13 protein-coding genes are annotated in these 15282 nt (G+C 56.8%); 8 read left to right on the top strand and 5 right to left on the bottom strand.

What is annotated here, in order from left to right:
- Positions 1-12: 12 nt before the first annotated feature.
- Positions 13-1695 carry a serine/threonine-protein kinase gene (locus QQ91_RS11800; protein ID WP_201277437.1) on the bottom strand — a complete coding sequence of 561 codons (1683 nt, stop codon included), beginning with the start codon at positions 1693-1695 and terminating at the stop codon, positions 13-15.
- A gap of 201 nt (positions 1696-1896) precedes the next feature.
- Positions 1897-3456: a mechanosensitive ion channel family protein gene (locus QQ91_RS11795; protein WP_166282274.1), complete on the bottom strand. Its 1560-nt coding sequence runs from the start codon at positions 3454-3456 to the stop codon at positions 1897-1899.
- A gap of 197 nt (positions 3457-3653) precedes the next feature.
- Between QQ91_RS11795 and QQ91_RS11790 the strand changes: the two genes are divergently transcribed.
- Entirely contained in the window at positions 3654-4049 is a 396-nt protein-coding gene (locus QQ91_RS11790) for a DUF1622 domain-containing protein (RefSeq protein WP_166282272.1), read from the top strand.
- 43 nt (positions 4050-4092) lie between these two features.
- Positions 4093-5010, top strand: a complete 918-nt coding sequence (locus tag QQ91_RS11785) for a cobalamin-binding protein (RefSeq protein ID WP_166282269.1) — start codon at positions 4093-4095, stop codon at positions 5008-5010.
- Positions 5011-5041: 31 nt separating this feature from the next.
- Here QQ91_RS11785 and QQ91_RS11780 read toward each other — a convergent pair whose 3' ends face one another.
- Both QQ91_RS11780 and QQ91_RS11775 read right to left on the bottom strand, forming a co-directional pair.
- Positions 5042-6367 carry a sulfatase family protein gene (locus tag QQ91_RS11780; protein ID WP_166282267.1) on the bottom strand — a complete coding sequence of 442 codons (1326 nt, stop codon included), beginning with the start codon at positions 6365-6367 and terminating at the stop codon, positions 5042-5044.
- A 456-nt stretch (positions 6368-6823) separates the two neighbouring features.
- Positions 6824-7210 (bottom strand): DoxX family protein, encoded by a 387-nt coding sequence (locus QQ91_RS11775; protein WP_166282265.1) that lies wholly within the window; start codon positions 7208-7210, stop codon positions 6824-6826.
- Positions 7211-7365: 155 nt separating this feature from the next.
- On the opposite strand from QQ91_RS11775, the gene bioB reads away from it, so the two are divergent.
- From bioB to QQ91_RS11750, 5 genes are all read left to right on the top strand, one after another.
- Positions 7366-8454, top strand: a complete 1089-nt coding sequence (gene bioB / locus QQ91_RS11770) for a biotin synthase BioB (protein WP_166282263.1) — start codon at positions 7366-7368, stop codon at positions 8452-8454.
- A gap of 11 nt (positions 8455-8465) precedes the next feature.
- Positions 8466-9053, top strand: a complete 588-nt coding sequence (locus QQ91_RS11765) for a biotin transporter BioY (RefSeq protein ID WP_166282261.1) — start codon at positions 8466-8468, stop codon at positions 9051-9053.
- Between the two features lie 73 nt (positions 9054-9126).
- Positions 9127-9639 carry a signal peptidase II gene (lspA, locus tag QQ91_RS11760; protein ID WP_166282259.1) on the top strand — a complete coding sequence of 171 codons (513 nt, stop codon included), beginning with the start codon at positions 9127-9129 and terminating at the stop codon, positions 9637-9639.
- A 23-nt stretch (positions 9640-9662) separates the two neighbouring features.
- Positions 9663-9860 (top strand): hypothetical protein, encoded by a 198-nt coding sequence (locus QQ91_RS11755; RefSeq protein ID WP_166282257.1) that lies wholly within the window; start codon positions 9663-9665, stop codon positions 9858-9860.
- 276 nt (positions 9861-10136) lie between these two features.
- Entirely contained in the window at positions 10137-12437 is a 2301-nt protein-coding gene (locus tag QQ91_RS11750) for a transglutaminase TgpA family protein (RefSeq protein WP_201277435.1), read from the top strand.
- Positions 12438-12440: 3 nt separating this feature from the next.
- Here the strand turns inward: QQ91_RS11750 and QQ91_RS11745 are convergent, their stop codons facing one another.
- The gene (locus QQ91_RS11745; protein WP_166282255.1) at positions 12441-13067 is read right to left on the bottom strand and encodes a TenA family protein; all 627 of its coding nucleotides are present in this window, start codon (positions 13065-13067) and stop codon (positions 12441-12443) included.
- 204 nt (positions 13068-13271) lie between these two features.
- Here QQ91_RS11745 and QQ91_RS11740 point away from each other — a divergent pair.
- A partial coding sequence (locus QQ91_RS11740; RefSeq protein ID WP_284707172.1) for a hydantoinase/oxoprolinase family protein occupies positions 13272-15282 on the top strand: 2011 nt, incomplete at its 3' end.

The raw sequence follows: 15282 nt of genomic DNA, 5'->3' as shown, positions 1-15282 counted from the left end.
TTCGAGGATGATCTAATTCACTTCTTCAATCTGGACGCCGCTAAAATGCGATCCAAGTTGGCGACGAAAGGCTTCGGCCCCCCCGAGGCTGTCAAAGGCCGCAAAGTAGAGGCGGTTACTAGCGGACCGATAGTAGGCATCCCGGCAAAAGTCTTGCTGTGCCCGATTGAGAGCTTGATTTCCTGAAATATACACTCGATAAAAGGGCTTGACGGGATCTGTGTCCCCACAGCTAGCCCTGGGGAAGCTGCCGGAGGGGGGAACGCTTTGCTTTTCCAGCTCGGCCCTGGCCTGAAAGTAAATGGGATCCGCGCGTTCATCCCAGTAGGGATTTTGGGGCAGGGCCAGGGCTAAGTCGCGGGCTTCTCGCCATTGCTGCGCCTCAAAGGCCACCTGGGCCTGACGGAAGGTTTCATTTTGGCTTTGCCAGTCGCGCCGCCAGGATTGCAGCTGGGTCTGGGCTTCGCCATGAACCTCACTGGCCGGGGGAATGGCCTCGGCCATGCGGATGGCGGCGCCTAGATCGCCAGATTGTGTAGCAGTGGTTCTGGCCTGACGCAGCTGCTGCAATCCCAGATCGGGCGTGGATCGAACCGTTGGGGGGGAGGGCGGCGACAGGGGCCAGCGAACCAGAACCACCGCTCCGGCTAAGGCAGCCACAATGAGTCCCCCGGCGATGGCCAGGGGGAAACCGGGGAAGCGACGGCGGGGCGCGGCGCGGCGACTGGAGGGCGGGGCGGGGGTGGGGACGGTATTGTGGGCCGGAGAAACGGCAAGGGTGGGGCCTGTGGATGATTCTCCTGGCCGGGGTTGAGGATAGGTGAGGGGTGGGGGCACTGGGGTCAGGGGTGGGGGCACATAGCCAGCCGGTGGGCCAGCGGAGATCTGGGCCAGGGCCTGCAGGGCCTCATCCGCACTTTGATAGCGAAACTTAAAGTAATTACGAGTCAGTTGGGTCAAAATCTGGGCAAAGCCCTCTCCCACCTCGGCCTGATCGCGCCAGATGAGTTCTCCATCCTCGGGATTTTCCCGCAGTTGGGTGGGACTGAGCCCGGTGAGGGCCTGAATGCCAATAATCCCTGCCGAGTAGAGGTCGCTACTGGGTCTGGGCTTTCCGTTCACCTGCTCGGTGGCCATATAGCCTGGGGTACCAATCCCCACCGTCTGGCTCATCAGGACGGAACTGATCTGCGGGTCACGAATTTGCTTGACCGCGCCAAAATCAATTAATACCAGACGTCCATCGGCCTGGCGGCGGATTAGGTTGTCGGGCTTGATGTCCCGATGGATAACCTGATGGCGATGGATAAACTGCAACAGGGTTAAAATTTCGGTCATCAACTGTTGAACCTGTACCTCAGGCCAGCGCTGGCCCAGGGGGAGTTCTCGGCTTAAGGGGTGGCCCTCAATCAGCTCTTGGACCAAAAAAAACTGGCCTTCTTCCTCAAAATAAGCCAGAAGATTAGGGATTTGAGGATGGATACCCAGTTTTTCTAAGATTTCAGCTTCCTTATAAAAAAGACGCTTGGCGATCGCCACCATTTCAGGGTCCTGAACCGCCAGTTTCAAGCGCTTCACGGCGCAGCGGGGCTGGCCCGGTAGATGCAGATCTACGGCGATAAAGGTCTGTCCCATGCCGCCCTGGCCCAAGGGCTCAAGGACTTTGTAGCGTTGTGCCAGAACGTGACCAATCATTACACCTCAATCCAGGATATGCGGTAACCGGATCGGTTGGGGGGATCCGATCCCGCGACCGCCTGCCTTTCCACTATGCCCTGGGGTAGACCGGGAATGGGGCTTTCATGGGTTTAATTTAAGATGGGTTCATTTCTTAGATCAATGATTTAGATGATCAATGATTTAGATCAACCGGCGTTTAATCAACCGGCGTTTAGATCAACCGTTCTGGGCCTGGGGGCGATCGCCGCGGGACCATTGCCCGGATCGCAGGTGTAGATCGCGCTGGGGGAACGGAATTTCAATTCCATGCTCCCGGAATAGAGCGTCAATTCGAAAATAGAGATCGCTGCGAATAAAAAGCTGACGACTGGGCTCCTTAATCCATATCAGCAGCTCAAAATCCAGCGAACTGTCGCCAAATCCCACAAACACCACCGCAGGCAGCGGCGCCTTCAGCACCTGCGGATGCTCCTGCGCGGCCTGAAGCAGCAGGGTCTTGACCTTTTCCAACTCGCTGCCGTAGGCAACCCCAATGGGCAAATGGAGCCGGGAGGTGAGGCTGTCGTGACTCCAATTCACTACGATATCTTCTAGAACCTTCGAACTGGGAACAATCACCGAAACGCGATCCAGGGTTTTGACGATGAGGTTGCGGGCACTGACACGTTCAACAACCCCCACGTAGTCCCCGACCTCAATGAGATCGCCCACCTGCACCGAGCGCTCAAATAGCAGCACTAAGCCACTAATGAGGTTCTTGGCAATGCCCTGCAGCCCAAACCCAACCCCAACCCCCAGGGCACTGCCCACAATGGTGAGGGAGCTAAGATTCAGTCCCCAAATTTGAAGGAGAACAATGGCGCCCAGGGTAATCATCACGTAGCGGGTGATCACCGTAATCACCTCGGCAGCCCCCCGGTTAATGCCCATTTGGGGCAACAGCCGCAGCTTCAGGAAATTCACAAAGGCCCCGATGGCCAGCAGCAGAACCAGGAGCATGATCAGCAGGATCAGGAAATCCAGCAGAGAATAGCTCTGGGATCCCAGGGTAAGAAAGGATTGGGTCAGGCCGTTGAGCAGCCCGGTGCGAGCGATGGCGCTCCAGTTCTGGGATTGGGGAAACAAGCTTGCAATGGTCAGCCCCACCCCTCCCCACACCCCCAGTCGTGCCACACCGAGGCTAATGTGCTGGGCCAGCTGCAGGCCGGGGGGCGGCGATTGGGCCATGGCCTCGTCCCCAATGCGACGAATCAGCCAGCGGGTCGGATAGGGCCAAATTTTGCCCAGTCCCCAGTGCAGGAGAACCGCCAGCACCAGCAGTCCCAGGGACAAAAGGGCGGCATTGCGCAGATAGGCGCTGCTGCGTCGGGCTCGGGCCGCTTCAACGGCAGACTTGATCTGGGCAGCCCAGATCTCAGCTTGTTCGGTGGGGGTATTGCCCTCAATGGTGTCCGAGGGCAGCACCGTCAGCACAGAGCGTCCATTGATCCTTAAAACGGGCTGTTGGTTGCGGGTATTGACCTCAATGCTGGCAGGGGTTCTGCGGCGCACCGCCGCCTGGATTTGCTGATCTAGTCGCTGGGCCCGTTCCTGAGCCCCTAGCTCCGGCGAGTCAGAGAGTTGAAAGATAACCTGATTGTCCACTCGAATCGGCACGGATCCCAGACTGGCCGGGGCCAACAGCAGGGAGAGACACAGGGCGATCGCAAAACACCCCAGGGCCAGATACTGTCTGAGGCGCGACTTCGAAGACAAGCGGGCAGGAAGGACTGGCATGGAACACTGGGGTGGAGCAGCTTGAAGCTTATACCTACCACACAAAGCGAGGCGGCTCAAGCACAAGCCTGGATTAGGAATGGCCCAGGGAAAGGCTTCTCTAGCTCATTTCCCTGGGCCATGGGACCCGTCTGTCCCTAAAAGTTGATACCTTAAGGGGGTCCCCTTTAGGATCATCCCTGACTTCGATTATCGGCTTGAACTTGCCCGTCTTTAGCGAACAGGTGCACCTCCTTGCCCTGTTCTGTAGCAGCCTCTTAATTAGCATCTGCCAGATCTTTGCGATTGTGGTCATTGCCGTGGGGGTGCTGCGGGCCTTTGTGCTGTTTTTAACCGGGATTGTGCCAGGCCATCCCACCTTTGCCGTATTCCAGCAAAGTCGGCTCGTTATGGGCTACTCGTTCTCCCTGGGACTGAGTTTTTTGATCGGGGCCAGCATTTTAAAAACCATGGGGTCTACCCAGTGGGACACCATTGCCCAGCTAGTGGTGGTGATTTTAATCCGCACAGCGCTGAACTTGCTTCTAGAGCGGGCCACTCAAATAGGGCAGCGAGAAATCCAAAACTCCGATAGCAGTCAGCCCACGGGATAGAGGCCGTGCATTAAAATGAACAATCTCCCCTATGGCGCTCCCGATGTCGTCCTCCTCCTCTTCGATCCGCATTGTTTCCCTCATTCCCAGCGCCACGGAAATTGTCCAGGCTCTGGGATGCCTGGATGCCCTGGTGGCGCGATCGCACGCATGTGATTACCCTCCCCAGGTCCTCACTGTGCCAGTCTGTACTGCGCCGAACCTGGACCCCCACCAGAGCAGTGGGGAGATCCATCATCAGGTGAGTCAACGGTTGCAAAGAGCCTTGAGCATCTATCGCCTGGATCTCGACATGCTTCGCCAGCTTCAGCCCACCCATATTCTCACCCAGGCTCAATGCGAGGTCTGTGCCGTAAGTCTAGCGGAGGTGGAGGCGGCCCTAAGCGTCCTGGATGGCTGTTCCCCGCAGGTCATTTCCCTGCAGCCCAAAACCCTGTCAGAGGTTTGGCAAGACATCCTGAACGTGGGGCAGGCCCTGGGCGTGAAGGGAGATCCGGTGGTGGACCGGCTGAGGGATCGCCTGTGTCAGGTGCAGCGCCAGCCCCCCTCACCCCATCCGAGGGTGGTTTGTCTGGAATGGACGGACCCGTTGATGGTGGCGGGCAACTGGGTGCCTGAATTGGTGGCCCTAGCGGGCGGTCAGGATCTTCTGGGGCAACGGGGGCAGCATTCGGACTGGATCACCTGGGACTCCCTGATCCAGATCGATCCCGATGTAATCGTGCTCATGCCCTGCGGATTCAACTTAAGGGCAACGCGCGAGGCAGCGGTTGCCCTCAGTCAACATCCCAACTGGAGGCAGCTTCAAGCGGTCCAGACCGGACAGGTTTACCTCACCGATGGCAATCAATATTTCAATCGTCCCGGCCCCCGGCTGGTCGATTCCCTCGAAATTCTAGGAGAGATTTTGCATCCTCGGGGATCCTCCTCCCCCCATCCAGGATGGGAAAGATTTCAGTGAGCAAGCTTGGCGGGTCTCCCCTTGGCTTATCCTAGCCAGGCTTACGAGGCCGGGGCACCGATAATCCAAATCGGCGCAGGGTCACCTCCAGCCGGCGACGGATGATCTGCTGCTGAGAGTTATCGTCCTGCGGATAAATCGGCGCCTGTTCTTCCGGGTCCGCCGGGATGTCATACATCAATCCAGAGTCATAGAGCTTGTACTGCTGCGTTCTCGCCCAGAATGACCTCAAATCGCTGGCATAGCGCTCCGGGTATGCAATCATGGCATACCCCTTGGTATTTTGCACCTCGCCCCTCCAAATGGGGAGCATACTCACTCCATCCAAGGATTGGGCCTCGGACTGATTGCCGCCAGCCATTTCAGAAAAGGTGGGAAAGAAGTCTGTAAAGTCTACAATCGCGTTGGTGCGGCTATTCGGGGAAATCACCCCAGGCCAGTTGACGATCAGGGGAACATGGGTGCCGCGATCGTTCATGAGGGATTTTCCACCGCGAACCTGGCCCCCCTGAAAGGGAGAGGTGACCTCCGGGGGGCTACCATTGTCGGAGGTAAAGATAACCACGGTATTTTGCCGCAAATTTAACCGATCTAGCTTTTGGAGAATCTGCCCCACCTGTTTATCAAGATAGGTGACCATGTCGGGGAAAACGACAATATCGCTACGGATGGAGGGGTCTGCGCTATCGGGCGTGGCGTCGTGGGGGCCATGGGGCAGATGCATGGCATAGTAGGCAAAAAACGGGCGATTTTGATTTTGAGAAATGAAATTTAGTAAATATTGCACCGACAGGTCTGGGCCATACTGGTCAGGGGTGGTGGGTTTCCAAACATCATTTTCGTTAATCTTGGGAAACCAGTAAATCAAGCTGCCCGTGGGGGTACCGCTTTTGGCATCGGGACCGGGAGACAGGCTAAATTCATCAAACCCGGCTTCATCGGGACGCTGGCCTTGAATCCTGGCCAACTGCCATTTTCCAACGATGCAGGTTTTGTACCCCTTCTCCCGCAGCAGATGGGCAATGGTGCGCTCCCCGCGCGGCAGGTTCGAGAAGGTGACGTAGTTTCGGTGGTTATACTTCCCGGTCATGAGCATCAGCCGCGACGGCGTACACAAGGGTGTCGCATAGCAATGATTGAACAACAAACTCTCTCGGGCAAGCTGGTTGAGGCGGGGGGTGCGATAAAACTGACTGCCGTAGGGTTGAAGCGTTTCAATCCCAAGGTCATCGGCCACAATTAAGACGATGTTGGGAGGGCGATTATTTTGGCCCCAAACGCGATCGCCCAGGAGCAGCGCAGTGGCAGCACCGGCCCCCGCTTCAATAAATCTGCGTCGATTGACGTTAACGGGCATAGCCTTCAATCTCCTGCAATTGTGCCTAAACAACTTTATCGTTGACGGTTCAGTCCCAAGGGTTTACCCTCATCCACCACGGTTTACCGGCAGCTAGGGTGCAGATTGCGAAACTCCGGCGTTTGATCGCAGCGATTTTCAATGACTCGCTGATCCCCTCCAGGCGGCCTTCAAGGTAGCCCCGATCCTGCAGCAGCGGATAGGCGGAGCAATCCAGATACTGGTGCCAGTGGGCTTCGATGCGGTCAGCCCACTGGCGAATCCTCGGGTAAAGCGGGCTTCGGAGGGAGGGAGGTTGGACAGGGGTCATGGGGACGCAGGGAGTCAACTCACCCCTCCACGCTAATAAAGTTGCAAAAGTCACAGGTGGCGGGGCATGGAACTGGGATTGGGGTTTAGGGTTTGGATCTGAGGGGGCAGATCGGGGTTTGGACCTCAGCAGCGGTCTTTCTCGCCCTATCGAACGGTTTGATCAATGCTCAAGGCACCAGACCCGTTGGCATACACCATTAGCAGCCCCCCGAAGATGGCCACGTTTTTAAAAAATTGAATCGTTTGGGCATTCTCCGCAAAGTTAGTGTGAAAAATCAGCGTTGCCGGAATTAAAAACAGACAGAGCGCTAAGGCTCCCCAGCGGGCTCGATAGCCCAGTAGAACCGAGCATCCTCCCACTAGTTCCACCCCAATGGTTAGCACCAGCAGCGTCGCCGTCAGCGTCTCTGGAATTCCCTTGGAAGCCATGTAGGCCTGCGTCCCACTGAAGTCTAAAATTTTGAAAATTCCAGAGCGCAAAAAAATCACTGACAAAAAGAAGCGGGCAACCAGCGGAATATAGCGTTCCATGGTAAGACTTGCAATCTTTACGCCCTGCACCATACTCCACAAAGGCCTCCTTTGGGTAGCCGTTGCCAGATTATTTTAGGATTAGGCCGTATTTTCAACCCAAGAGGGACCGATGATAGAATGCTCCAATTGGAAAAAAGATTTGAGGTTCTGTCGTGGTTCAAGCTCCCCTGCCCCCTTCTCCGCATCAGGATGTTGCAGATTCCAGCGCCTCCCTCAAGGACTGGTTAGAGGGGCTGGTGGAGCAGATTTTAGCCGGAACCCTGCTCGATCGCGACCAGGCTATTGCCCTGAGTCATATTGAGGGCCAAGCGCAGATCTTGATGCTCTGCGAGGCTGCTGAACGGGTGCGAGCGGCCTGCTGCGGCAACACCGTGGACCTGTGCAGCATCACCAACATCAAATCTGGCAACTGTTCGGAGAACTGCTCCTTTTGTTCCCAATCGGCCCATCATCCGGGCAAGGACTCTCCCATCTATGGCCTCCGATCCCAGGCGGATATCTTAGCCGATGCAAAACGGGCAGAGGCCGCTGGAGCCAAGCGCTTCTGCCTGGTCAGTCAGGGCCGAGGTCCCAAGTACGGGGGTAAAAACAACGCCGATTTTGAACAGGTCCTGGCCACTGTCCGCGCCATTACAGAGCAAACCAACATTAAGCCCTGCTGTGCTCTGGGAGAGGTCACCCTGGAGCAAGCCCAGGCCCTGCGCGAAGCAGGGGTTACCCGTTATAACCACAACCTGGAAAGTTCACAGGCCCATTTCCCGAAGGTGGTGACCACCCACAGTTGGCAAGATCGCGTTGCAACGATCCAAAACCTCAAGGCTGCGGGTATCCAGGCCTGCTCCGGCGGAATTTTGGGGATGGGGGAATCCTGGGAAGATCGCATTGACTTGGCCCTGGCCCTGCGAGATCTGGCGGTGGAATCGGTGCCTATTAACCTGCTCAATCCTCGTGCAGGAACCACCCTGGGAAGCCAACCCCGCCTGGACCCCTACGAGGCAGCCAAGGCGATCGCCATTTTCCGGCTCCTGCTGCCCCAGCAAATCCTGCGCTATGCCGGAGGTCGAGAGGTGATTATGGGCAATCATCAGGACCTGGGATTTAAAGCTGGCATCAATGCCATGCTGGTGGGTCATTATCTGACCACTCTGGGCCAGCCCACTCAGCGCGATCACGAACTCCTGGACCGCTTAGGATTGCAGGGGGGCGAAGCTCCAGTACCCGGCGAATATCCACAGCCATAACTGCCAAATCCATGGTGCTTTCCGCCTTTGATCAATTTCTGTGGGCCATTATTGGACTCCTTCTAACGATTAGTGGCGTCTTCATTGAAGTTGCTATTCCCATTCCCCTGTTAACCTGGCCCATTGACCTATCCGAAATTTCCACAGAAACGCTGGGGGTCACCTTGCAGTTGGGGGCGGTGCTGTTTGTGGCCTGTATGGGAGGACGGAACGCGGCGGCACTGTCTCAGATTGCCTATCTTGCCCTGGGCCTGAGCGGATTTCAGGTGTTTGCCCAGGGGGGAGGACTGAGCTACTTCCGGGAGCCGACCTTTGGCTATTTGCTGGGATTTTTACTGGGAGCCTGGGTTTGCGGCGACCTGGCATTTCGCCTGGCCCGTAAAATTGAATCGCTGATGGTCAGCGCCCTGGCGGGGCTAGGGATCATTCATGGCTGTGGTGTGGTTTATTTCTCTTTGCTTGCCCTGGTGCGCCAATTGCCGGGGGGCTGGTGGAGCACTTTTCTGAATTACTCGCTGCTGCCGCTGCCCGGCCAGCTCATCATTCTGTGCGCGGTGGTATTTTGCTCCCTCCTGCTCAGAAAAATTTTGCTCTACTAGCGTGGCGCGCTCTTTAATCGGCGCGCTGTGTTTTTTTGCTTCTCCCTTGCTGAAGGTCTGCACCCGTTGTCCTATGATTCGAAAAAACTACTTATTTTGGGGCGCCACTTTTTTGGGTCTGCTGCTTGATCGAGTCACCAAGCTGTGGGTGGTCACGTCCTTTGACCTGACGACGCCGCCCCAGACCCTGGCCCTGATTCCTGGGGTCTTTCACTTTACCTTTGTAATTAATACCGGCGCGGCCTTCAGCCTATTCCAAGGGGAAATATGGCTGCGCTGGATCTCCTTGGGGGTGAGCCTGGGCCTGGTGTACACGGGGTTATTTGTCAAAAACCTCTCTCCCTGGGATCAGGTGGGGCTCGGGTTTTTACTCAGTGGAGCAGCCGGCAATGGTCTGGATCGATTTTTAGAGGGTCACGTCGTTGACTTTTTGGATTTTCGACTCATTCAGTTCCCGGTGTTTAACATTGCAGATGTATTCATCAACCTGGGCTTGATCTGCTTGTTGATCGGGACCTGGATCACCCCCTCTAAAAAGCGCAACTCGAAGCGCCCAAGCCCACCCCACCCGCCATCGGATCAGTAAGCCATCGAAGCGATAAATGTGCCATGAGCGACATGATTACCATTGAAAGCAAACTCCATGAACCCCGGCGATTCGATAGCTTCTTTGGTCCGGTGACCTTGCACCCTGGGCTGAATTTTCAAGTCAGTGCCAGACTCTGGAAAAATCTTAAAAAAGTGAACCCTGACGTTCAATCTCTGCTGGATCAGGATTTACTGCGGGAAGTTGGGGAAGATGCCTAGCCAATCCTCATCCTGTTTAAAGAATTTAAATTGCGGGCAGACTTCCCCTAGGACAAGATGAGGCTTCTCCGCCACGGGGTCGGTCAACGGATCGATCTCCTTGGGGTATCTAAGGTCGCCTGTCATCTTGTTTCTCATCCCCCGATGGTCTCCGATAGGATCAGGTTAACCCGAACAGATCGGCACCTTCCTGGGTAAATCTGCGGATATCGGCCGGGTGTCCTTTCCCGCTCTCCCTGGGTAGACTAAGCCAAACCCCTCAGCAAGCTTGATTTCATGGCTGGATTCAACCATTGGTGGTCATCAGTGTGGCCAGGCCGCAGCTTTTCTGCAGTCCTGACCAATCCCTGGAGGCAAGGGCCTGCTCAAGCCAGCGCAGGGAGGGTAGAACATTCCTGGGTCTTGAGGCTTTGGGTTCAAATCCTGGTAAGCGTTGGCATCGTGGCCACGGATGTTGCCGCCGGCAGCAGCAATAGCCTGTGGGCTATCCCCCTGAGCTTCGCAGGAGCAGGGTGGAGCTGGCGATCGCGGCGGGGACCGAATCGGGTGGCGAAGATCTTCATTGCGGTGGGAATGCTGGTGGTTTTGAGCCTGTTTTTGGGCCGAATTGTCGGGCAAGCCAACGATACTCGTCTGGTGCTGGCAGAACTGCTCATTCAACTGCAGGTTCTCCATACCTTCGATCTACCGCGCCGCAAGGACTTAGGGTATTCCGCAACCATTGGTCTGATTTTAATGGCCGTGGCCGCCACCATCAGCGAGACCTCCCTCTTTGGTCTATTCCTGCTGCTATTTCTGGCCGTTGGGCTGCCAGTTTTACGCTTAGACTACCGCTCTCGCCTGCGGCTTGCGGATCCTGGCATGGAAGTGAAGGGGCAGCAGCTACGGCATCTGGGGTTGATGTTTGTGGGGGTGGCGCTGCTGGGGCTCATGGTATTTGCCCTCATGCCCAGAATGCCAGGGTATCAGTTGCGCACCTTTCCGGTGAGTGCCCCCATTGATGTCCAGGGAGAGTTTAATAATCAGACAATCATTAATCCTGGCTATGTTCGCTCAGGTCAGCGACCAGGCGAGGAAAACAGCCAGGCCACCGATGGGGCTACCTTTTCAAGCTCCACCGCATCGCTTCCCTTTAATTCCACCTTTTATTCCGGCTTCAATCAGGAGATGGACCAAACCCTGCGCGGCACTTTGGAACCGCAGGAGGTGATGCGAGTGCGGACCCAGTCACCTGGGTTTTGGCGAGTGATGGCCTTTGATCGCTATACAGGCAAGGGCTGGACGATCTCAGAAAATGATCAAACTCAAACCCTGAGGCGATCGCGCTGGTCCTATCGTTTCTCCATTCCTCAAACAACCTCTCTGGCCAGGACCAAGGAGGTGGTGCAAACCTTTTCTATTCTCGATACCTTTCCCAACCTGATTCCAGCGCTGAGTTCACCCCGCCACGTTTACTTCCCCACCCAGGAAATTGCCCTGGATCAAGAGCAAGGACTGCGATCGCCCGTGGCTCTGGAAGAGGGCTTGACCTACACCATTGTCTCCGACGTGCCCTACCGCGATCGCACCCAGATGCGGCAGGCGGGGGAGAACTATCCTAAGGCGATTCGCCAGAAGTACCTCCAGGTGCCAGAGGCCATCGCCCCAATCCTGCAAGATCAGGCCAAAGGTTTCCTGGCCAGGTCAGACTATCAGCCCAGCGCGCCGTCGGAAAAAGCGCTGCTGCTGGCCCAGGCCATGAAGCAAAACTTCACGCTAAAACCCGATTTACCGGCTCTGCCTGCGGAGAAAGATTTAGTGCAGGCCTTTATAGAGGACTATGGCGGCGGCTATCCCGACCATTTTTCCACAACCTTGACCTTGATGCTGCGTTCGGTGGGGATTCCAGCGCGATTGGCCACCGGATTTGCGCCCGGCCAGTTTAATCCCTTCACGGGACTGTATCTGGTTAAAAATACCGACGCCTATGCCCTGACGGAGGTCTACATTCCCAAACAGGGCTGGTTTGCCTTTGATCCCATTCCAGGGCATCCGGTGGTGCCGCCCTCCATTGAAGACCAGGAGCGTTTTCCCCTCCTCAGCCAGCTTTGGCATTGGGTCGCAGGCTGGTTTCCCTCTCCGGTCAAAAATATCTTGAGTCAGCTCTGGATGTGGCTGGGGGCAGCCCTGGGTAGCCTGACCCGGCTGATGTCCCAGGGGTGGGTTGGCCTTGGGATTGGACTGCTGGGGGGAGGATCGATGGCCCTAGCCCTCTGGGGACTGGGGCGGCTGCGATCCTACTGGATCTATCGGGCCTGGCGGCGGCAGCTAGAACCGATGGAGCGAGTTTATCAGGATTTATTACAGTGGCTGGCCCAGCAGGGGCATCCCAAGGATCCGGCTTGGACGGTGCTGGAATTTCGGGGCCAGCTGCTGGAAACGGATCTGCCCCTAGAGGTGGCCGAGATTTTACAGGCCTACGCTGGCTGGCGCTATGGCCAAGTGATCCAAAACCTAGATTATCTTCAGCAGCGGCTGCGCTATCTGCAAAAGCTGAAGGCAAAGCCTACCGCGGTTAAGGATCAGGTCAGGGTTTAACCCCTAGGACGGGTGCTGGAAGGCGGCGGCAAAAAACCGGGCCTCGCAGACCATGGCATAGCGGTAGGTGGATTGAACCAGCGGAGAATCTTGAGCATAGTCATCAACCAGTGCCTCTATCTGCTGAGCAAGCTGCTCAAACTCGGGGCTACTGTAAGTGTCCACCCAGGCATGATAGCTAGAAGAAAGCGGCTGTTGTTGGGCCAAAGACTGCCCCAAAAAGGCATAGAGACGCATGCAGGGGGCCATCGCCACCACGGTTACCCCTAGGGGCTGGCTCCAGGCGGTGGCGCCGAGAAAGTCGGTATATTGCCGCGTGGCTGAGCCTGGCTGAACGGTGTGAATATCAATGTCCCAGGACAGGGCATAGCCTTCATGGAGTTCCAGCTCGGTCAAAACACCGCTGGCCAGATGGTGCAGGGTGGCAAAGCTTTCACGGCAGGGAGCCTTGGCCGCCGCCAGACTATAGGCTCGTGCAAAGGCGTCTAAGAAGAAGGCATCCTGGCCAATGTAGTAGGCAAAGCAGTCGCGCGCGAGTGAGCCATCGGCAATGCCCTGGACAAAGGGATGATCTAAACAGGCGTGGGCCAAATCCAAATTCTGGCGCCAGAGCGATGCAGAAAGCCCCATGGAAAAATGCTGAAATTACTGCCCGTGATCATATCGAGTTTTGCGGACTTAAAACAGGGATAAGCGGGAGAGCACCGGTCATAGGATGCGGGATTGGTTTTGTGTTACTTCTAATATTTAGCCCTTCTCATACTCGGCCCCTCTCGTCTCTAGTCTTCGGGGTTTCTCTGGACTGTTTACCTGGCTCGCTCATCCCCCCCCCCTATGCTGCAATTTTTTGCCGATCGCGGTGGCACCTTCACCGACCTGGTGGCGCTCACCGATCAATCCCAGATCATTTCTCGACTGGCGTCTTATCCTGAGCGGTTCCAACTCACGCCACTCTCGGGCCAGGCCTGGCTCATTAGCTACAAGCTGCTCTCAGAGCAGCCGGATCAGTATCAAGATGCAGTCATTCAAGGGGTCCGCGATATCCTGGGCCTCGCGGCCACCGATCCCATCCCCGTGGAGCAAATCCAGGCCCTGAAGATGGGCACCACCGTTGCCACTAATGCGTTGCTAGAGCGCAAGGGCGATCGCACTCTGCTGTTAATCACCCAAGGCTTTCGAGACGCCCTCCGCATTGGCTACCAAAACCGACCGGATATTTTTGCGCGCAGGATTGTCCTGCCGGAGATGCTCTACGATCAGGTGATCGAAGTTAAGGAACGCTACAGCGCCCAAGGGGAGGTCCTGGTGCCCCTGGGCACAGCAGAGATCCATCGCCTTGAGCGATCGCTTCAGGAGGCCTACCAGCGCGGCATTCACGCTTGTGCCATCGTGCTCATGCACGGCTATCGCTATCCTGACCATGAACGGCAGCTGGCGGCCCTAGCCCAGCGGGTCGGCTTTCCCCAAATCTCGGTCTCCCATGAAGTCAGCCCGCTGATGAAGCTGGTGAGTCGGGGCGATACCACCGTGGTCGATGCTTACCTGTCGCCCATCCTCCGCCGCTACGTTGACCAGGTGGTGGCGGCTCTAGCCGGAGAGAAGGACCAGCATTCTAGCACAAAGAGCCCGGTCCAATTATCATTCATGAAATCTGACGGGGGCCTTGCCGATGCCCAGCGCTTTCAAGGGAAAGACAGTATTCTCTCTGGACCGGCGGGGGGCATTGTTGGCGCTGTGAAAACCAGTGTCGCGGCAGGTTTTCAGGCGGTGATTGGCTTTGATATGGGCGGCACCTCCACCGATGTTTCTCACTTTAAGGGAGAATACGAGCGCACCTTGGCCAGTGAGGTGGCGGGCGTGCGTTTGCGGGCTCCCATGCTCGCCATCCACACCGTAGCCGCTGGCGGCGGGTCGATTCTCCGGTTTGACGGGGCTCGCTATCGGGTGGGGCCACAATCCGCGGGAGCTTACCCCGGCCCGGCCTGCTACCGAAACGGGGGGCCGCTGACGGTAACCGATTGCAACGTGATGGTGGGTAAAATTCAGCCGCAGTTTTTTCCCCAGGTGTTTGGACCTCACCACCAGCAGCCGCTAGATGGCGAGATCGTGCAGACTCAGTTTGCACAGCTAGCGGCCAAGATTCACCAGCAGACTGGCGATTCCCGTTCTCCAGAACAGGTGGCCGCCGGATTTTTAAGCATTGCGATCGCGGCCATGGCCAATGCCATTAAGAAAATTTCGGTTCAACGGGGTCACGATCTGGCCGAGTACACCCTCTGTTGCTTTGGCGGAGCCGGGGGGCAACATGCCTGTTTAATTGCCGAAGCCTTGGGCATTCCCAAGATCTTTATTCACCCCTATGCTGGGGTGCTCTCGGCCTATGGAATGGGGCTAGCGGATGGGCGCGTGATTAAGGAACAGGCCGTGGAGCAGTTCTTAGATCCTGCCATCCTGCCCAAGTTATCCCAACTGCTAGACCAGCTCAGCGCTGCAGCGCAGGCAGAACTTCTGGCACAGGACCTGGCACCCGATCGCCTAGAGATCTTGAAAAAGCTACACCTGCGCAGCGCGGGCAATGATTCGGTGATCACGGTGGATTTTGAGGCTATCCCGGCGATGCAGGCCCAGTTTGCGGCAGCGTACCAACAGCGCTACGGGTTTACGCGATCCGATCGGGCCTTGATGGTAGAGGCGGTCATGGTGGAAGCCATTGGCCAGAGCACCTCCCTCCCAGATCCCCTGGTCCTAACAGGCCGTCAGGGACCGCTGCAGCCCGCAGCCATGGCAGATCTCTACACCAAAGATCGCTGGCACGCAGCTCCGGTCTATCCGCGCCCGCATCTGT

It is taken from the genome of Lyngbya confervoides BDU141951 (assembly GCF_000817775.3).
GTDB lineage: Bacteria > Cyanobacteriota > Cyanobacteriia > Thermosynechococcales > Thermosynechococcaceae > Lyngbya > Lyngbya confervoides.
Note: the sequence above shows the minus strand (reverse complement) of the source record. Positions and strands in the feature narration are given on the sequence as shown.